Raw genomic sequence first — 19,466 nt, 5'->3', positions numbered from 1 at the left:
AGGAAAAAAAAGACAGCCGATTAATCGACTGTCCTTTTTATTTAGTTGCCATATCCATTTTTATTATTTTCCTGCCAATTCCAAGAATCACGAAGCATATCTTCAAGCGTATGTTCAGCTGCCCATCCAAGTTCATGTTTTGCTTTTGATGGGTCTGCATAGCTGACAGCAATATCCCCAGGTCGGCGGTCTGTAATTTCATACGGTATTGTAATTCCTGTAACACTTTCGAATGTTTTAACGATGTCTAAAACACTATAACCTTTACCTGTACCTAAATTATAAGCGTCAACTCCATCATTTGTTAAAACTTTATCCAGAGCCTTAAGGTGCCCTTTTGCTAAATCCACAACATGGATATAGTCACGTACACCAGTACCATCTTGTGTATCATAATCATCGCCAAACACTTTCAATTTATCAAGTTTGCCGACAGCAACTTGTGTAATATAAGGAGTTAAATTGTTAGGGATTCCACTTGGATTTTCACCAATAAGCCCACTTTCATGAGCCCCAACCGGGTTGAAATAACGAAGTAAAGCAATACTCCACTCATTATCCGAAACATAAAGATCTCTAAAGATTTGCTCAAGCATTAACTTTGTCCATCCGTATGGATTTGTCGCGCCTAGTGGAGTATCTTCTGTTAACGGGACTGTATCCGCTGTACCATACACAGTCGCTGATGAACTGAATACCATTTTCTTAACACCGTGTTCTTTCATTACTTCACTTAATACAAGTGTTCCGGTAATGTTATTATGATAATAGAAAAGAGGTTTGGCTACAGATTCACCTACAGCTTTTAATCCTGCAAAATGAACAACCGCTTCTATTTGGTTTTCTTCAAACACTTTTGAGAGACTTTCTTTATCTAGAAGATCCGCATGATAGGATTTAATTTCTTTCCCTGTAATTTTTTGAATACGATTAATCACTTCTGGTTTACTATTCGCATAATTATCTACTACAATAACTTCGAAACCTTGATTTAATAACTCAACAACAGTATGACTTCCTATGTATCCCGCTCCACCTGTAACGAGTATGGCCATTTTTCATATACCCCCAATTATTAACTAAAATCTATTATTCCCATTTTAACAGAGACAAACTAAAGAAGTACATAAAATTACATTGAATGTTTACTAAACGATTAAAGTGGGAATAGTTTAAAAGAATCTAAAAGAAAAAACAGCCCTATTGAGAGCTGTTTGTATTATTATTTTACAATTTTTAGTTTTTGACCCGGATAGATCTTGTTAGATTTCAAGTTATTGCTATCTACTAATTGTTTTACTGTTATACCGTAGCTGTGGCTGATTCCCCAAAGTGTATTACCTGATTTTACTGTATAAGTAATAGTTGCTGAAGCTGAAGCAACTTTTGTTGGAGGAGCACTCACAGTTTTAGTAGCTGCAGATGTTTGTCCGCTCACTTTTAATGATTGACCAATATAAAGATTAGTAGACTTTAATAAGTTTAACTTTTGAATGTTTGCAACAGTCGTGTTGTACTTACGGCTGATCCCCCAAAGAGTATCTCCCTTTTGAACCTTATGTACACGAGACTGTACAGAACCATCAGCATTATAGACCACTGTTGGTTTTGGAGCTGCAGCAACCACTTTAGCTGCTTCTGCTTTATTGTTGATTACTCGTCTAGCTGTTACATAACGAGATCCCCAGTAATATGGTGAAAAAGCATCCGCAAATGCAACACCTTTTCCTTGTGCATTCAACATTTGTCCATTTCCAGCATAGATACCTACATGGTTAATTGTGCCATTAAAATCAGTGTCATAGAATACAAGATCACCTTTTTGAAGGTTAGCTTTAGAAACAGCCGTTCCTACTGATGCTTGTCCAACACTTGTTCTAGGAAGAGTAATCCCATGTTTTGAAAAAACGTAAGATGTAAAAGAAGAACAATCGAATGAGCTTGTGTTTCCAAATGCTGATCCATATCTATAAGGTGTTCCTAAATAATTATCCCCAGTGTTAATAATGTCATCACCAAGTGAAGCATGTACTAAACCGCCGTTTGACAATATTACTCCTGCTGCTAGTGCTAAAGACATAACTTTCTTCTTCATGAATGTATGTACCTCCAATTGATTATGTTATGTTTCCGTTTAACCAATTGGGTTCAAGTTGCATTAGTAGATTAGTAAATAAGTATTAGTTAAAATCGGATATGTAATGTATGTTTCTACCTTTTTCTTGACCCCATCGCCCTATGTCTATGGTAGCATATTTATCCATGTCATTTTATTACATGTTTATTACATATCCGACGTCATTTTTGTAATTTTTGTAACAATTTGATAAAAACTGTCGTTTTCTAGTGATATTATTGATTTTCCAATCTTGTTTGAATAGCCCCAGAAACTGAACCATTTCCGCCTAATATAGTCATTTGTAACGTTCCTTTTTCTTTTACCAATGTCGAAACAATGTCAGGTAATCGATCTCTTCCTGTTAGTAATAAAGGCGCATTATTTTTAGCAGCTAAGACTGATCCTGTAAGAGCATCAGCAAAAGTCAGACCTGTAGCCAAAAAGGCCTGATTCGCAGGTAATCTTAGGTCTTTAATAATATTAGTCGAAACTTCAAAACGATTTTTACCGCCAATTCTCATTGGATTAGGTAAATGCTTATATACGTCTTCACTCACACTTGCAGGTCCGCCAACTACGATTGTCTTTTTAACACCCTGTAAAGCATTGCTTGTTTCAGCAGGCAATCGATTTGGTATAGTTAGCAATATAGGAAATTTATTTCTTGCTGCATATGGTGCGATTGCAAGTGCATCAGGAAAGTTTAAGCCATTTGCAACAATGGCTGTTTCTGCTCCACCAATTTCTTTTGCAATGTTAAAAGAAACTTCGAAGCGGTCTTTGCCAGCGATTCTTCTAACGTTTTTTACCAATGAATCTACTTCATTGAAAACCTTATTAGATACACTTCCACTTCCTCCAACTACTATTACCTCTTCTGGATTCAGCTTAGTGATTTCATTCTTCGTTTCTGTAGTTAGTTTATCTGCTTGGGTGAGCAAAATAGGTGCATTATACTGATAAGCTAATGGCGATGCTGCAAGCGCATCTGCAAAAGCGTCGTGATTTGCTATTATTACGATATTACTGCTACTGTCAGAAGCAAATCCTCTTTCAGCCACATTTACAGCTACCTCAAAACGGTTTTTCCCTGCTAATCTTTGTACTTTTCCTTTATTGGATGGTGATTGAATTAAACCATAGCCGTAAAAAGGATCTTTCCCGTTTGCACCAAGCTCCAATGTAAGCTCTTGTAATTTGGAACGAAGTGTACTGTTGGAAGCACCTGGATAGCGCTCTTTTAAGAGTGCAAGATCTCCCGTTACAAAAGAAGAAGCAACTGAAGTTCCGCTCATTCTCGCATATCCATTATTTAAATACGTACTATAGATGTTTCCACCTGGTGCTGAAATCTCAACAGTTGATCCTGTTGCTGAATTTGTTAATCTTCTATTTGAAGAATCTATTGCTGCTGCTGCAATGACAGTATTGTAGCGAGCAGGATATTCTACCGTATCTCCACTGCCGTTAGATCTGCCATGATTACCTGCTGCACCTACAATAAGAATGCCGCTATTATAAGCTTTTTGTAAAACCGCTCTTAATGCTTGTGAATCTACTTGTTCTTCTAGTGAAAGACTGAGGTTAATAATATCCATCTTATTAGTAATGGACCATTCAATCCCTTTTATAAGGGTATCAATTTCACCTTCACCTGTTTTATCAAGAACTTTCACAGCATAAAGACTTGCGTTTGGTGCAATTCCAACAGAACCAAAACTATTATTTTTCGCACCGATAATGCCTGCCATATGTGTGCCATGTCCGTTATCGTCATAATATGATTTCGTATAGGATTTAAAAGAAACACCACCAGAAATTTGAAGATCATTATGTGGTGATATACCTGTATCAAGAATGGCAATCTTTACACCTTTACCTGTAAAATTAGAACTCCAAGCCCTTGGAGTAGCCGTTTTGTTAATTCCCCAATCAACAACTTGTCCTTCAGCTTGAATTTTTTGATTGATTTGTACAGATTTAATACTAGAATCATTTTTTAATAGAGTTAACTTGTTCGCTGGAATTGTTGCTGTTACCATCGGAAGCTGTTTAAACGTATGTTTAACTCGGCCACCATTTTTTTCTACGATATCTTTATTAATTTCTTTATTGAATAAGATAATTACATCTTCTTGCTTACTATCAGCATTAACATTATTAATTTGTGAAAAGAAAACAGTGATCAATAACAAACACAGTGCTATTTTTTTCATTTATATCTCCCTTTACATATACTGGTAATCTTTTCTGCAAGTCTATTAATTAAAGGAAAATGAAGAAATCTAATAAACCATCCCAAAATTAATATTTTGCACAATAATAATAGTATAAAATAAAACCTCCCATTAAAGGAGGTTTTAGGAAATTTATTTTATGTTTTCTTCAAATACTTTTTTCACTTTAGGTACAAGGTAATGGCTGCCGCCTCTGTCTTCTACGCTTTCGACCATCATTGTTACTAAAAGTGATGGGTTCTGGGTGTTATATGCTACGAACCAGCCAAGTTCTTTCCCTTTTTCGCCTTTTGTCGCTTTTAGTTCTGCTGTTCCTGTCTTACCAGCGAGCGGCAGTTTCGGCATGGCTGCGGCATGTGCGGTTCCTTTTGGATTGGTTACCACTTTTACAAGATCCGCATTAATGAGTTGGGCTGTTTCTGGTGAAATGACATTTTCCTTCCAGATAGCAGAACCTGTTTTCGCTTGATCTAATTTTGGAGCGATCAAGTTACCATTGTTGATAAATGGTGTGTAAGCTAATCCTAAATGAAGGGCACTCATCTGGATCTTTCCTTGGCCATAGCCGCTGTCTGCGAGTTGTACTTCACTCATGCCTTCTTCACCGATCGTTGAGTTGCCAAACGGAAATGAGATTGGCAGCTTCTCACCGAATCCAAATTTCTTCAGCCCGCTCACAAATTTTTCTTGTCCCAGTTTAAGAGCTTGCTGCGCAAAATAAATATTATCTGAGTAGATCAGCGCTTTTTCTAAATTCACAGCTGGTACATCGCTAACTCGGGTCACATGATACTTGCCCCAAGATGCATCTTTCTGCCACGTCTTTCCTTTTATCTGAAATACCTTATTTGGATCGAGTGTACCGTTTTCCAGCCCGATTGCTGCTGTTACTGGTTTGAGTGTCGAACCAGGTGCGAACGTGTATCTAAACCGGTTCATCTTAGGATTGTTTGGATCGCTCGCCCACTTGTTTCTCAACTCCCTCGATATTCCAAATGTATACTGATTCGGATCATAAGAAGGACTGTTCACTAACGCCAATACTTCCCCCGTTTTTGGGTGGATCGCGGAAGACGTGCCAATATCCCCTTTTAACTGATTGTAGATGGAATGTTGAACTTGACTATTAATCGTAGTCTTGACGTCTTTTCCATTCACAACATCGCTTTCGGCAAGAGTTGATTTTTCTTCTTTTTTACTGTTTAAAATCTTAATCGTCCCGCCGCTTGTTCCTCGTAGTTGATCTTCATATACTTGTTCCAGACCTGCTTTTCCAATCGAATCTTGTGAGGAGTATCCTTTTCCTTTAAGATTCTTTAGTTCTTCTGCATTCACAGGGCCGATATAGCCTGTAAGATGCGCTGCTGCTTCTTTTAAAGGATATAGACGCGTTTCTTTTTTCTGAGACTTTACTCCATCCAATGCCACTGCCTTGTGGATATTTGGGTCATCCGTTGCCATTTTTTTAATTGGAACACTGTATTCAGGCTTAACCCATGATTGATTTAATTTTGCTTCAATTTCTTCTGGAGACATGCCTAAAATTTTAGCTAACGGTATGATTGTTTTGTTTTTATCTTTCGGTAGCTCCTGAGGAACGATCAGCACCTCGTATGCTTCCCCATCAAAAGCGAGCGGATTTCCTTCACGGTCTACAATCGCTCCTCGTTTTGGAGAGATCGTCGAAGCCGAGATCGTATCCCCTTTTTTCATCTCAGGGAAGATGTGTGAGGGATTCCACTGAATCTTCCATTCTTGCGTATCTTTATCTTCCACGAGTTTCATGCCCATTTTATGTGTATAGGAGATCGGACCTGCGAGCGTATCCATCTTAACCGTGTAAGGAAGAGTGACTTTCTCGCTTTCATCCTCATCCTTTGTCTTTTGCTTTTTCATTTGAATGGCTAGATTAGTAGCTTCTATTCCCCCATAGATGCCTTTGTAGCGTTTTACGAATTCTTCCTTCGTTATTTCTTTTTGAGATTCAGAATCTAGCATTTCATACATTTTGTCAAAATCTTGTTTCTGCCATGAACTTAAATACTTTCTCAATGTATTCTCCGGCTTCGGCGGCTCAGAACATGCCGTCAATAGCCCGAAACATAGTACGGCCATTACAATCATTTTATAAAAATTCTTCAAACCATTTCTCCTTTCAAAACTCTAGTAAATTTAAACATTTGTTTAAAGATAAGACTGTTTTCTAAAGGATTTTTGTTATTTAAGAGTTCTTTTTAAAGTAAATAAAAAGTAGATTGAAGCGGAAATCATCCACTAGTCTCTTCTTAAATAAAAACAAAGTATACCAAAACAGCCCATGATAAAGAAAGTAAATCACTCTAACTGCTAGTATAACAAATGTTATGGCAATATATGACTGATAAACTCATGACGAAAAAAACACCTTTAGAGTTTTAGGGCTCTACAGGTGCTTGTTTGTTCTTTTAATAGTTAATGTGCTTTGATCCAAGATAGCGGTCTTGCCAATACTTATATGTGATATTACTTAATGTAACACCAGTACTGGACCCACTATGAACGAACTGGTTGTTGCCAATATAGATTCCTAGATGTGAAGGACCTGAAGTATACGTTTCAAAAAAGACCAGATCTCCTACAGCAGGTTCTTTTACTGAACTCGTCGCATTCCACATTTGAGCAACGGTTCTCGGAAGCTGTACGCCTTCTTTTGCAAATACATATTGAATGAAACCGCTGCAGTCAAATCCGTTTGGAGTAGTCCCGCCCCATTGATAAGGAGTACCCATTAATTCTGCAGCATTCGCGATAACATTAATCGTGATCTGATCTGCCGTTTTCGGTGTTTTTCCTTTTTGCTTTTCCACTTCATCCAGTTTGGTCAAAAAGGTATTGTTCACAATTCCTGTCACAGGCAGTCCGTACGTTTTTTGAAACTTTTCAACACTTTCCTCTGTTACGGTACCAAAATAGTCGGTAATCATCGGATATGTAAAAAAGCCAAGGTTCTTAAGTCGTGTTTGCAGTTTGATAACTTCAGCACTTCTCATCCCGAACTTCAAGTCTTTCGTTGAAGACTGAGGTGGTGTGCTTTGTGTTGGTGGTGCCGGTGTTGGTTCTGGTTTTGGCGCAGGTGCTGGTGCTGGTGCTGGTTTTGGTGGAGCTGGATTTTTCTTTTCCGCAACAGCTTTTTGAAGACGATCTAATGTCGTTGCATCTGCAACTCCTGTCGCTTTAAGCTTTTGGCTGATTTGAAACTTACGAACAGCTTCAGTCGTAATTGGACCATAGTAATCTGTAACTTTATAAAAGGTAAAAAAGCCTAAAAATTTTAAATCGGTTTGAAGATTCACCACATCTTGCCCAGTAGATTCTAACTTTAATACTTTAGTAGAAGCTTCTGTAACTTTAACAGGCGGCTTCGGCACAACCACGTTCGTTGCGGGTTTCTCTTCTTGATAGGATTTTTCCAGCAGTTTTCCGTACGTTTTTTTACCGACTATACCGTCGACAACCAGACCGTTCGCTTTCTGAAAATCCATTACCGCTTGCTTCGTAACAGGACCAAAATACGTCGTGGTTTCTGGATCTTTGAAATACCCTTTTTCTTTTAGTAAAAATTGCAGTTCTTTTACATCGCTATGGGTGATTCCCTGTTTAAGTGTTGTATCACCTAAAGAGGCTTCACCAACAAGAGGAACAGCTAAAAAAGCACCAGCAAAAGCAGAAGTCATGACTAACTTTTTTACAACTGTGTTTTCCATTTTTTCCTCCTTTTTCTAATTTACTTTCTCTTTCGTTTTATATCGACAATTTCCTTCTAAAATATATAAAAAGAACAACAAAAAATGACGAAAATAAAAAATAGGGCAAAAGTGTGAGAAATACCATAATATGCTTAAAGTTTCACATGTTTTGGTAATATTAAAGAAAATAGTAAATTTCAAAGGAGCTTATCTTGAAAAAATTACTTTTCATTCTAGTCCTCGCTTTTATGGTCGGAGCTTTCTATGGCTACTACCAAGATAAAAAAACGGAAGCGCAAGAAGAAGGAAAAATGGATACACTGCTTTCAAACAAAAATACTAATCAAGACAAAGCAAATGTAACAAAGGAGAATGGCGTAACCTTAATTAAAAATGTTCCTTTGATTATGCAAATGCCAGAACTGGATCGAGGCTGTGAGGTTACATCTTTAGCCATGCTACTGCAATACGCAAAGGTCGATGTAGATAAAATGGAGTTAGCCAAAAAGATCAAGAAACTAGACACACCGTATGAACATAAGAACGGTGTCTATTATTACGGAAACCCGAATGACGGATTTGTTGGAGACATTTATACGTTTGATAAAATGGGATATGGCGTCTATCATAAACCAATAGCCTCTTTAGGAGAGAAATATTTACCAGATAGAATAAAAGATATCAGCGGACAATCATTTAAGGATGTACTTCGAAATATTGAAAAGGGCAAGCCCGTTTGGATTATTACGAATGCCACTTTTAAGAAGTTGCCAGAAAATGAGTTCCGTACATGGAACACGCCATCAGGAAAAGTTCAGATTACATGGAAAGAACATTCTGTTGTGATTACAGGATTTGATGAGGAAAATGTTTATATTAACGATCCATTAGTTAATAAACCCAATCGGAAGTTGCCGAAAGATGCTTTTCAAAAAGCATGGGAGCAGATGGGGTCACAAGCGATAACCATTCATTAATGGGAGGAGATAGTTTGAGCAGGTCAACTGCATTTTTAGTTCTATTAGGAGTACTATTTACTTTTTCGATACTGTCGTGGTTTATTTCATTTAATGATGTTACTAAAGACATCGTTTATTTTACCGGCTTACTCATCGCCATTCTCTTACGTTTCTTTTATAAAAGAAAATCTGAAATGAACGATAAAAAGCACTGAGACGGCCCAGTGCTTTTAGTAAAGATGTTTGATCAAACGAAGGAGCAACCGAGGAATAAAGGATAGAATCGCCCATAGAATTTCAAAAATGATTTCAAATATGGCGTAGTCTCTTATATCCAATAAAAACTCTCGAAAAACTCCTGGGTCTTTCTTTTTCTTTTTATCTTGCTTCATTTCCATTAGTTAACACTGTGAAGATCAATCAATTCATAGACAAGTCGTGTGGTGTCTTCCTTCCACGTTAACTCTTTTACAACAGCTTTCCCAGTCGGGGAGCTGTTTTCGTTTTTTTGTAATGTAAATGGATGATCTAAAATAAAAAGCTGATAGCCGGAAAGTGTAATTTGAAATTTGTTTCCTTCAATGCGTTTTTCCTTTCCACCCGTAACAACGTTGGAATGCACCGTAATCGGCATTTGCATAGTATCACCTTCAAATTAGTTTTTCTTTTTATTGTAGCACTCCGTGTTTCTAAATGGTTCGATTTCGGTGAAAATTTCTATAAATGAACAGCGCGATCGTTATCCCTATAAATGCACCGACTGAATCGATCATGACATCTTCAACATGTGGTGTACGGTTAACTGTAAAGCTTTGATGAAATTCGTCTGAAGCTGCATAAAGGATCGCTAAAACGAGCGACGTAATAAAAGTTAAACCTTTGTTTAAATTTAATTTTAGGGCACGGAATAATAAGAATCCTAAACCAAAATATACTGAGAAATGCGCTGCTTTTCGAATAAAAAACTCGATAAATTGAGCTGGTCCTAATTTCTCGATACTAACTTCATCACCTGCATAATTAAAGACAGTCGAAGAAAATAGTGAGCTTATAAAATCCATATCTAAAAATTGTGAGATCGTTGGCCGCAAATCCTGCTTTTCATAAGGCTGCGAGCTCGCATAAAAAATCATCCCAGCCCATAATAAGACGGGAAGCCAATAAATGAAGAATTTTTTCATCGTTAATCACCTGTTTATATTCGGAATGATACTATCTTATCACATTAAGTCCTTATCACATTTAGTCATAAAAAACCCTGCCGTAATCAGCAGGATTTCTCACATTCTATTTAAATAAATTAAACATATATTCTGCCCAAATTGTGTTTCCTTTTTCGTTAGGCTCATAGTTTTTTGTGACATAATTATAAATCTCTTCTGAATTAACATCTGGCCAAGCAACCCAATGGTCCACATAAGGAATCTCATTTTCAGATGCATACTTTTCTAAATCCTTAACCTGGATCGCATATGTTTGCGGCTTATGGATTGGATTCGGTGGCTGGAGCAAAATGATCGCCTCGGGATTCGCTGCTTTTATAGCTGTAATCATTTGATCAAGTACATATAGAGTATCCTTCATGGGAACGATCTCGTTATTATCGTTCAACAATACTGGTTCAATGAGAACGATATCAGATTTCTGTTTGATTAAATCTTTATAACTCTGTTCTTTTGGAAATTCCAAGCTAGTTTGTTCACCGAAGCTGGTTGTTGTGATTGAGATGTCTTTTCCGTATGAAGCCATCATTTTATCAGTAAAAAGTTTTACCCATGATCCTGGTTCTGCAGAAGTCAGGTTTGACCCTACGAGTGTAAAAGTTAACGCTTCCCCAGCTTCTTTTTTCTTTTGATATCGTTCAGCGATGCCATTTGGAGCGTTTGTAAAATGGTCGCTTGTCTGTTTTTGAACAGCTGTACTTTTCGTTTGAGGCTGCACTTCAGGTTCATTTTTCATCTTTAACTTTGCAGCATGAGCAGTCTTCTCAAGTTTGTAATTATAGTAAAAATGTCCGCCTATCACACTAAGAAAACATATTAGTATGATGAACACAGTTAAAAATCGTTTCAACCGTCTCACCCCTTATATAATCTAACTACTATCATAATGGGTAAAATTTTCTAATACAAGAAAATGTTGAAAAATGCAGAAGGGTATCGAATGCCGTCATGTTTAAATAAATTCACGAAAGGAATATTAAAAAAGGTACAGGTAAACGAATTCTCTAAGGAGTGATTTTGTAATGGGCGAAGCATTATTCAAAGGTACAGCAAAAGCGAAGGGCGGACGTAATGGCCACGTGACATCTGGCGATGGTTTAATTGATGTCGATCTCGTTATGCCAACTGAAAAAACAGATAAAAAAGGTACGAATCCAGAAGAACTGTTTGCGGCTACTTATTCATCGTGTTATGACGGAGCGCTGAATTTAGTTGCTAAGAAAATGAAAAAAAATATCGACTCCACCACTACTGCTGAAATTAGTTTTTTGAAAGACGAGGCAGATGGAGGATTTAAAATCGCCGCTGTATTAAATATAGAGATCAATGGCGTTACACAGGAAGAAGCAGAAGAATTGGCGAAGGAAGCTCATAAAGTTTGTCCTTATTCAAAAGCCACTCGTGGAAATATTGATGTGGAATTAAGACCAAAAGCAATCTAATAAGTGGTAAAACCAGGCTGAAGATGGCCTGGTTTTTATTTATTTTCATTTATTAACCTCTTAACCGCTTCGTTTAATCCGTTTTTCGCCTCTTTTAATCGTGTGATTTCCTTTTTGAACCGATTCTTACTATTCATTAATTCTTTCCCTCGTTCATCTGCCATTCTTCTTACTTCATCCGGATTTGGTCCGCCTTGTATTGTTCGCCGGTTAACGAAATCGATCGGACACACTGCTCGATTCCATTCTTGTTGGGTCAGTAATGCATTTGCATTTTTGGTGATGATTTCATTTGCCCGTTTAAGCGGAAGATCGCTCAGCTCGATGTTGCAGAGTGTGCATTCATTTGCGATCGTACTGGCAATTTGATGCGCCAGCCGGAAAGGAACTTGTTTTTCGCGTGTGAGTATATCCGCAAGCTCGGTGATCGTTATGCAACCCGTTTTTGCTCGGTTTAAAGCGGCTTCTTTATCGACTTCCATCGTTCGAATGACTGCATGCATCAGATGGATAACCCGGTTCGCTTTTTCAAAACTCCGATACAGATGAGGCTGCAAGTCATCCTCGGTATCTACGATGTCTCCAAAAGGAGTGTTGTGGATCATCTGGATGGCAGCAGTTGCTTCTCCTGCTGAACTGCTCGCCAATGAGCGCGAATGCTCGATGGATACGGGGTTTCTTTTTTGCGGCATAATGCTGCTGATCTGGACATAAGGATCAGCTACTCGGACCAAACCGAATTCACGGGTCGCAAGCTGAAGGAAGTCTTGAATCCACCTGCCGCAATTGACCATCATCGTTAGGACGGATGTCGCTGATTCCAGTAAATAATCGGCGCCGGCAATGCTATCATACGAATTTTCCACAAGATCATGAAACCCGAGAAGCTCACATACTCTTTTTCTATTGATCGGAAACCCCGTAGTGGATAAGGCAGCGGCCCCTAATGGAGAACGATTCACGGTATCATATGCGCTCCACAATCTTTTCAAATCGCGAATGAGAACATCAAATATAGCGGTTAAATAATGACCGAGTGTTGTAGGCTGTGCGGGCTGCGTATGGGTATAAGCGGTCATGATGGTTTCGGCATGCTTGTGGATTTGTTCGAGTAAGGCATCTGCTAACAGTTGTGAGCTTTGAATTAGGTTAAGAATGTGATTCCGCAGGACAAGTCTGTACATGGCGACACCCATGTCGTTTCGGCTCCTTGCAATATGGATGTTCCCCGCAAGTTCTGGACCAATTTCGCTACTGATTCGGTGTTCCATCATAAAAAACAAATCTTCAAATTGCGGATCGTATTCGAGTTTTCGACAGTCGATTTTGGCGACCTTCTCGACCGCCTTCAAAATATGTCCTGCTTCTTTTTTATCGAGGATCGATTGCTCTGTAAGCATCACCACATGAGCACGATGAATTTCAAACATTTGTTTAAATAAAAAGTCACGCTGATCATTAAAGACAGGACGAAGCAATTGCTCAACATACGTTTTACCGGGAAAACAAGTACCTTCCCCTTTTATGAATGAATCCTTATCAGGCATGATTTTCTCTCCTTATTGAAAGGCGATTCGGACGTAAAACAAATTAATATATAGTTTATGTATGGGTTTGGGATTGGGTACTCAGGTAGCGGTTTACGGTACGTGTTATTTTTGCTGTTACACGATTCCACATAAATGCCTCGTGAAGCTAAATAAACACCTTTCGAATCCCCATAAAACATTCACAACGCCACATAAAACTCTTTTTTTATCCAAGTTCAAAAAAATAAAAAAAGGCTCACCTAAATTAGGTCAGCCCATTCGTTATTTAACTTAATATCTACTTTTCAGCCAAAACCTCTACAAATTCTCTCATATAATCCGGTAGATCTGGTGGCCGGCGGCTCGAAACAAGATGGCCATCAACGACTACAGGTTCATCGATCCATTCTGCACCTGCGTTTTCCATGTCATCCTTAATGCCCGGTGTACTTGTAACTTTTTTTCCGTTCAGCACTTTTGCTGAAACCAGCACCCAGCCGGCGTGACAGATTTGGCCGATCGGTTTCTTATTATTCTCCATATACTGCACCATCTCTAACACTTCCGGAAAACGGCGCAGCTTGTCCGGCGCCCATCCCCCCGGAACGAGGATGGCGTCATAATCTGCAGGATTTACATCACCAAATGCATAGTCAGCTTCAGCTGGAACACCGTATTTTCCAATGTATGTTTCCCCTGCCTTTTCACCCACAAGCTCAACGATCGCACCTTCTTCACGCAATCGAAGAATCGGATACCACAGCTCCAGATCTTCAAAATCATGATGAACAAAGCTGATTACTTTTTTATCTTTTAAACGCATGTTTAACAGCACCTCCAATGACTAAACTAGCTATTTACATATACTCTATCACTTTTCCCATAAAAACGTTTTACAAACTTCAGTCAGCAAAACTCAAGATATAAGGTTAATTGAAAGGCGGAATTTAAACATATGTTTAAAAATAATAAGTTAAAACCCGGATTATTTGTCCGGGTTTCTTTGTGTTTTATGAATTTTTCAACCCGGTATGTGGGATTAAGCATGAGGCTTTCTTAAGGAGTTAATTTTGTTTCAATTGAATGATTTCACGGTCATGCTCGGCAATTTTAAATTCATAATACTTAAGATCATTTTTCCGAACCATGTTTTCTTCAATGTTTGTTACACTTTTTTTTAAGTCAGTTACATCTTTTTGTAATTCTAAAATTCCTTGTTGGTTTTGTTTAGTCAATTTCACTAGCAATTCCAGCATTTCTTTATCGCTCATACTTTCCACCTCCTTTTATTCTAGTTTATCAAAGTTTACAACCTATTACTTCTGTGAAAATTAAACAAATGTTTAATTTTGATATTATTAACTTCTAATGATTTTTTTTATTTCTTCAATATCATGCAATATATTTTTTGCAATTTTAATCATTTCTTCATACATTTTTTCCATTTCATTTTCTTTGTTAACATTTTTTGACATAAAAATCACCTCTTTATATAAAGTCATAGACCATTTACTATATCAAAGTCCTATCCTTAATTCTCCTGCCAAAGTTATACAAATGTTTAAAAAACCACACCTTTAAGATGTGGTTTTCTGCCCGTATTCTTTGAATTTTTCTGTCATGAGTTCCATTTCTTCATCATCTAAAATAACGGGTTCGCCAATGCATTTCGTCCGGTAATAAATTTCACAGCAGAACTCGATTTCTTCTGCGATGTTAAATGCGTTGGCTATGTTCTGTGCGCCTGAAAGGAAACCATGATTCGCCAGCAATACCGCCTTGCGGTTTTCCATTGCGTTAAACGCATTTTCTGCAAGTTCCGGCGTTCCGAAACTCGCATACTCGGCGCAACGGACATCTCTGCCAGCGTGTGCCACGAGGTAAGAAACGGCTGGAAGATCCCAACGCATAGCGGATATCGTTGTTGCGAACGGTGAATGTGTGTGAACGACCGCGTTGATGTCATCTCTTCGCTTATAAAAAATGGAGTGCATCGATAATTCGCTTGATGGTTTACGGTCACCATCCATGGCCTCGCCGTCTAAATCCACAACGACCACATCTTCAGCCGTCATCACATCATAGTCGATTCCGCTTGGGCTGATCGCGATCAATCCACTATCACGATTAAAAATACTAATGTTCCCGCCCGTTCCTTTTGTGAGTCCGCGCTGAATCATTTGCTGGCAGTAATAGACGACTTGTTCACGTTCATGTTGTAATAGCATCAGGTGCTCCTTTAAACAGTTTTTGCAGATTTTCTTCGTATGGTGCCTGAACGATTCCTTTTTCCGTAACGATTGCTGTGATGAATTCGTTTGGAGTCACATCAAACGCCGGGTTATATACCTTTACGCCTTTTGGTGCAGTGTAGACGCCAAAGCGGTTCGTCACTTCTTCCTCCCCGCGTTCTTCAATCGGAATTTCCTTGCCTGTCGGTGTCCGGAGATCGATCGTTGGTGTTGGTGCCGCTACGTAAAAAGGAATATCAAAGTTTTTCGCTAAAATGGCGACACCCATCGTACCGATTTTATTCGCAGCATCACCATTCGCTGCCACTCGGTCACAACCGACGATAACTGCCTGAATTTTACCTTGTGACATGACCATCGCCGCCATGTTATCTGTAATCACTGTAACATCGATTCCCGCTCTTTGAAGTTCCAGTGCAGTTAGTGTTGATCCTTGGAGGCGCGGACGTGTTTCATCAGCGTAAACTTTGATGTCCCAGCCTTTTTCTTTTGCAAGGTACATCGGAGAAGTCGCCGTTCCATACTTCGTAGTGGCAAGCGCCCCAGCATTGCAGTGCGTTAAGATGCCCATTCCATCGGATAAAAGGGTTAGGAGATGTTCACCGATCATGCGGTTGATCTCTTCGTCTTCTTTATGAATGGCGATCGCTTCTTGAAGAAGTTCGTTTTTGATCTCGGAAACTTTTAAATGAGCAAGCGAGTTCGCTTTCTCTTCCATACGCTCTAATGCCCAAAAAAGGTTGACCGCTGTTGGTCTTGAAGTCGCGAGATAATCGGATTTTTCTTTTAGGATTGCGAAAAATTCGTCGCAGCTGTTTTCTGGAGCATTTTTTACTCCTAAATAAAGTCCGTATGCGGCTGACACACCGATTGCCGGAGCACCGCGCACTTTCATCGTTACAATCGCATCCCACACACTTTCGATGGTTTGATAGGAATCATATCGTATTTCGTTTGGAAGAGTTGTTTGGTCGAGCAAGATGAGCTCGCCGTCTTTCCACTGAATCGGTATTAATTGTTCTGTCATTTACATCACCTTTGAGCCTTTCACCATTTTTTCTGCTTCCATCATCGTTGCAATAAAATCTTTCCCGTTTGAATGAAGGGCACGTTTTTTAATAAACGAAATTGCTGCGGTTAAACAAATACGCTCAGCTTCGATTCGTTGATCTGAGTCTGAAATAGACGTAATATCTTTCACTTTTGCCAATCCTATTATTCTTCTAACGAGTTCGAGACCCGTGACAGCAGCTGTATCTGCTAAAACTTCTTGAAGGTACCACTCTTTAAAAGCTGGCTGTTTCGCTGTCAGTTCCGTCACATGGTTCTCCCATTGAGTGAGGAATTTTTCCTTAAATAGATCGATTACCTGTTCAATCGTTTTTTCAACCCAAGCGGTAAATTCGGTATTTCCGTGAGCCCGTCCGTTTGCCCATGCAAAGAAAAGATTAGCTATTACGTTTCCGATGTCATACCCCATAGGTCCATAAAAGGCAAACTCTGGATCAATCACTTTTGTACGGTCTTTCGAGATAAAAATAGAACCAGTATGAAGATCACCGTGCAATAAAGACTGCGCATGATTCATAAAACTAAATTTAAGCTTTGCCGCTTCTAATTTTAATTCTTTATCGTTATAAATGGTAGACCGAATCCACTCTTCGTTTCCGGCTGTGAGATCATTTCTGTTGTTTTGATCGTAAAATGGCTCCGTGTACACGAGGTCTTCGGTAATCTCACAAAGCTCTGTGTTTATGTAATTCTGTACAAGTCTTTTTTTCTCTTTATGTTCCATGACCACGTCTGAAGTTAAAAGCAGATTTTGCACCATGAATGTCGTGATGTGGTCCGCAAACGCCGGGAATGTTTCATGGTTGAGAAGCGCCGTCCTCATAATCGTATACTCCGAAAGATCCTCCATTACGCAGCATCCCATCGCTTCATCGAACAAATAAACAGTCGGAACCAATCCCGGCGATAATTGATCTTGCAGCTGAAGGACATTGGATTCAATGCGGATGCGGTCTGTTGAAAGCTTGAACTCATCCGAAATTCGAGCGGTGTGCCCGGCTTGTTTAACAATGACTGAAGTACCGTGCTTTTCATCCACAACACGAAACACATAGTTCAAGTTTCCATCGCCGATCTCTTTACATACCAGCTCCGCATCACTTTGGAAAATAGTAAGTTTTTCTTTTACAAATTCTATAACATCTGATGAATTCATTAAAAAATACGCAGAAAAACGCGACATCCAGCTTCCCCCTCAATCTTAGCGCTCAACCATTAAAGAAAGCGCTTACAATATACATTATCAAGATATAACTTGGAGACATGTAAGTCAATTGAAAAACATAAGCAACTATCTTCTCTTTCCTCCCTCGATATGTTAATATTTTTGAGTTAAAGACTATCTAAAAATTCACAAAATGTATAATTTATATAGTTTCCAATATTACAGCATAAGGAAGTGTTCGCATTATGGCGATTTGGAAGCGAAATTTATGGGTGCTGTGGGTCGGCGTTTTCTTCACTTCAGCCAGCTACTCCATGGTCGTTCCTTTTTTACCTCTTTTTCTTCTTCAAATTGGTGTTCATGACCACATTGAAATCTGGTCTGGTCTCATATTCAGTTCTGCGTTTTTAGCTGGTGCAATCGCCTCGCCGTATTGGGGTATGATGGCTGATAAATATGGAAGAAAACCGATGATCATCCGTGCCGGAATTTTTCTTTTCATCATTTATACATTAACCGCATTTGTGACAAATGCTTATCAGTTGATCGGATTGCGCATCGCACAAGGTCTCTTAACGGGATACATTCCAGGGGCGATTGCATTGATCGGAACGAATACTCCGAAAAAACGAGTCGGCTATGCGATGGCGATGATCTCGACTGCCGGAGCGTCTGGCGGAATCATGGGACCTCTCTTAGGCGGAGGTCTGGCGGAATTGTTCGGCAACCGCTGGGCATTTGCGAGCGGTGGGTTTTTATCATTAATCTCTACACTTTTGGTTATCTTTTGGGTGAAGGAAGAAAAATTTACACCGAGTACGGAAAAAGGGTCCGTTCTGAAAGACTTACGGGTCGCAGCGGCGAACAAGCCTTTTATGAGTGTTCTGTTTTTATCGATTATAACGGGAATTTCCGTTTTAACGATCGAGCCTGTACTTCCTCTTCATATTTTAAAAATCAGCGGATCTTCAGCCGATAACACGGCATTGATCGCAGGCATTGTTTTTTCATTGCCAGGTATCGCCAGTATAATTTTTGCCGCCTATTGGGGAAGGATGTCAGACCGGATCGGATTTGCGAAAGTGTTAATGATTGGATTGCTCGGCGGAGGAATTGGAACAATTGCTCAAGCTTGGTTCGATGGAATCTGGGGCTTCTCATCTGTTCGCTTTCTGTATGGAATTTTCTTTTGCGGAGTGTTTCCCGCCTTAAACGGGCTAATTATCCAGACTACCGCTGATGAGTTCAGGGGCCGTGCATTCGGATTACAGCAGACCGCAACTCAGATCGGGGCGATGCTCGGACCGCTGATCGGTGGAATCATCGGAGGATTTTTTCCGGTTTCAATGGTGTTCGTCATAACTGGATTGATGCTGTTGGCAGCGATGTTCATGGCGTATAAATTTAGAGCAAATAATGAGAATAAAGAGCTTAGGGAAGCTTCTGGTGCTTAGTTGAAAGGAGTGTTTTCGATGGGGACTTGCAATATTGATCATTCATTGGAAGATGTGAAGAAAAAATTAGCTGATCAAACTGAGTTTATGCCAAGTGAATTGGTGGAGCAAGTTGATGCGGCGTTAACTTCAAAATCTGATCAGGATTTCCTGAACGAAGTCTTTCATTTGTTGAAAAAGTACGATCTTGCTGATGAGGAAGAAAAGTTATTGCGTAACGAAAAATTGAGTGCATTAATATAGTAAAAACCCGGATTTTCTCCGGGTTTTTATTATGGATTTTTAACTCG

At 39.1% G+C, this 19,466-nt stretch carries 19 protein-coding genes; 5 read left to right on the top strand and 14 right to left on the bottom strand.

The genetic code is table 11. From position 1 onward, the window contains the following. Window positions 1-41 precede the first annotated feature (41 nt). From galE to RGB74_RS03075, 5 genes are all read right to left on the bottom strand, one after another. On the bottom strand, window positions 42-1,055 hold the full coding sequence (gene galE, locus RGB74_RS03095) for a UDP-glucose 4-epimerase GalE (RefSeq protein WP_310761532.1): 1,014 nt from the start codon (window positions 1,053-1,055) through the stop codon (window positions 42-44). Window positions 1,056-1,222: 167 nt separating this feature from the next. After that, window positions 1,223-2,095: a C40 family peptidase gene (locus RGB74_RS03090; protein ID WP_310761531.1), complete on the bottom strand. Its 873-nt coding sequence runs from the start codon at window positions 2,093-2,095 to the stop codon at window positions 1,223-1,225. A 257-nt stretch (window positions 2,096-2,352) separates the two neighbouring features. Then, on the bottom strand, window positions 2,353-4,335 hold the full coding sequence (locus RGB74_RS03085; RefSeq protein WP_310761530.1) for a cell wall-binding repeat-containing protein: 1,983 nt from the start codon (window positions 4,333-4,335) through the stop codon (window positions 2,353-2,355). 153 nt (window positions 4,336-4,488) lie between these two features. Further along, window positions 4,489-6,498 carry a penicillin-binding transpeptidase domain-containing protein gene (locus tag RGB74_RS03080; RefSeq protein ID WP_310761529.1) on the bottom strand — a complete coding sequence of 670 codons (2,010 nt, stop codon included), beginning with the start codon at window positions 6,496-6,498 and terminating at the stop codon, window positions 4,489-4,491. Window positions 6,499-6,800: 302 nt separating this feature from the next. Continuing rightward, window positions 6,801-8,099, bottom strand: coding sequence for a C40 family peptidase (locus RGB74_RS03075; protein WP_310761528.1), 1,299 nt, complete (start codon window positions 8,097-8,099; stop codon window positions 6,801-6,803). 194 nt (window positions 8,100-8,293) lie between these two features. On the opposite strand from RGB74_RS03075, the gene RGB74_RS03070 reads away from it, so the two are divergent. Continuing rightward, a complete protein-coding gene (locus RGB74_RS03070; protein ID WP_310761527.1) occupies window positions 8,294-9,058 on the top strand; it encodes a C39 family peptidase in 765 nt (254 codons plus the stop codon). A 14-nt stretch (window positions 9,059-9,072) separates the two neighbouring features. Beyond that, complete coding sequence (locus tag RGB74_RS03065) at window positions 9,073-9,255, top strand: hypothetical protein (protein WP_310761526.1); 183 nt, start codon at window positions 9,073-9,075, stop codon at window positions 9,253-9,255. A 182-nt stretch (window positions 9,256-9,437) separates the two neighbouring features. Here the strand turns inward: RGB74_RS03065 and RGB74_RS03060 are convergent, their stop codons facing one another. From RGB74_RS03060 to RGB74_RS03050, 3 genes are all read right to left on the bottom strand, one after another. Then, window positions 9,438-9,680, bottom strand: a complete 243-nt coding sequence (locus RGB74_RS03060) for a DUF2584 family protein (protein WP_310761525.1) — start codon at window positions 9,678-9,680, stop codon at window positions 9,438-9,440. 49 nt (window positions 9,681-9,729) lie between these two features. Beyond that, on the bottom strand, window positions 9,730-10,221 hold the full coding sequence (locus tag RGB74_RS03055) for a VanZ family protein (protein WP_310761524.1): 492 nt from the start codon (window positions 10,219-10,221) through the stop codon (window positions 9,730-9,732). Between the two features lie 106 nt (window positions 10,222-10,327). Then, window positions 10,328-11,113 carry an SGNH/GDSL hydrolase family protein gene (locus RGB74_RS03050; protein WP_310761523.1) on the bottom strand — a complete coding sequence of 262 codons (786 nt, stop codon included), beginning with the start codon at window positions 11,111-11,113 and terminating at the stop codon, window positions 10,328-10,330. 172 nt (window positions 11,114-11,285) lie between these two features. On the opposite strand from RGB74_RS03050, the gene RGB74_RS03045 reads away from it, so the two are divergent. Further along, window positions 11,286-11,705, top strand: coding sequence for an organic hydroperoxide resistance protein (locus RGB74_RS03045; protein WP_310761522.1), 420 nt, complete (start codon window positions 11,286-11,288; stop codon window positions 11,703-11,705). Window positions 11,706-11,740: 35 nt separating this feature from the next. Here the strand turns inward: RGB74_RS03045 and argH are convergent, their stop codons facing one another. The 6 genes from argH to mtnK all read right to left on the bottom strand — a co-directional run bounded on the left by argH (window position 11,741) and on the right by mtnK (window position 17,740). Then, the gene (gene argH, locus RGB74_RS03040; RefSeq protein ID WP_310762778.1) at window positions 11,741-13,255 is read right to left on the bottom strand and encodes an argininosuccinate lyase; all 1,515 of its coding nucleotides are present in this window, start codon (window positions 13,253-13,255) and stop codon (window positions 11,741-11,743) included. Window positions 13,256-13,532: 277 nt separating this feature from the next. Further along, window positions 13,533-14,057, bottom strand: a complete 525-nt coding sequence (locus tag RGB74_RS03035) for a type 1 glutamine amidotransferase domain-containing protein (RefSeq protein WP_310761521.1) — start codon at window positions 14,055-14,057, stop codon at window positions 13,533-13,535. 241 nt (window positions 14,058-14,298) lie between these two features. Continuing rightward, window positions 14,299-14,505: a hypothetical protein gene (locus RGB74_RS03030; protein WP_310761520.1), complete on the bottom strand. Its 207-nt coding sequence runs from the start codon at window positions 14,503-14,505 to the stop codon at window positions 14,299-14,301. A 306-nt stretch (window positions 14,506-14,811) separates the two neighbouring features. Further along, window positions 14,812-15,462, bottom strand: coding sequence for an L-fuculose-phosphate aldolase (locus RGB74_RS03025; protein ID WP_310761519.1), 651 nt, complete (start codon window positions 15,460-15,462; stop codon window positions 14,812-14,814). After that, a complete protein-coding gene (gene mtnA / locus RGB74_RS03020) occupies window positions 15,446-16,513 on the bottom strand; it encodes an S-methyl-5-thioribose-1-phosphate isomerase (protein WP_310761518.1) in 1,068 nt (355 codons plus the stop codon). Before mtnA ends, RGB74_RS03025 begins: the two co-directional genes overlap by 17 nt. Then, window positions 16,514-17,740, bottom strand: coding sequence for an S-methyl-5-thioribose kinase (gene mtnK, locus RGB74_RS03015; protein ID WP_310761517.1), 1,227 nt, complete (start codon window positions 17,738-17,740; stop codon window positions 16,514-16,516). Between the two features lie 227 nt (window positions 17,741-17,967). Between mtnK and RGB74_RS03010 the strand changes: the two genes are divergently transcribed. Together RGB74_RS03010 and RGB74_RS03005 are read left to right on the top strand one after the other, a co-directional pair. Beyond that, a complete protein-coding gene (locus tag RGB74_RS03010) occupies window positions 17,968-19,176 on the top strand; it encodes an MFS transporter (protein ID WP_310761516.1) in 1,209 nt (402 codons plus the stop codon). A gap of 18 nt (window positions 19,177-19,194) precedes the next feature. Beyond that, window positions 19,195-19,419: a hypothetical protein gene (locus tag RGB74_RS03005; RefSeq protein ID WP_310761514.1), complete on the top strand. Its 225-nt coding sequence runs from the start codon at window positions 19,195-19,197 to the stop codon at window positions 19,417-19,419. Window positions 19,420-19,466 lie beyond the last annotated feature (47 nt).

The sequence above is a fragment of the Bacillus sp. NEB1478 genome (assembly GCF_031582965.1).
Classification (GTDB): domain Bacteria; phylum Bacillota; class Bacilli; order Bacillales; family Fictibacillaceae; genus Fictibacillus.
Note: the sequence above shows the minus strand (reverse complement) of the source record. Positions and strands in the feature narration are given on the sequence as shown.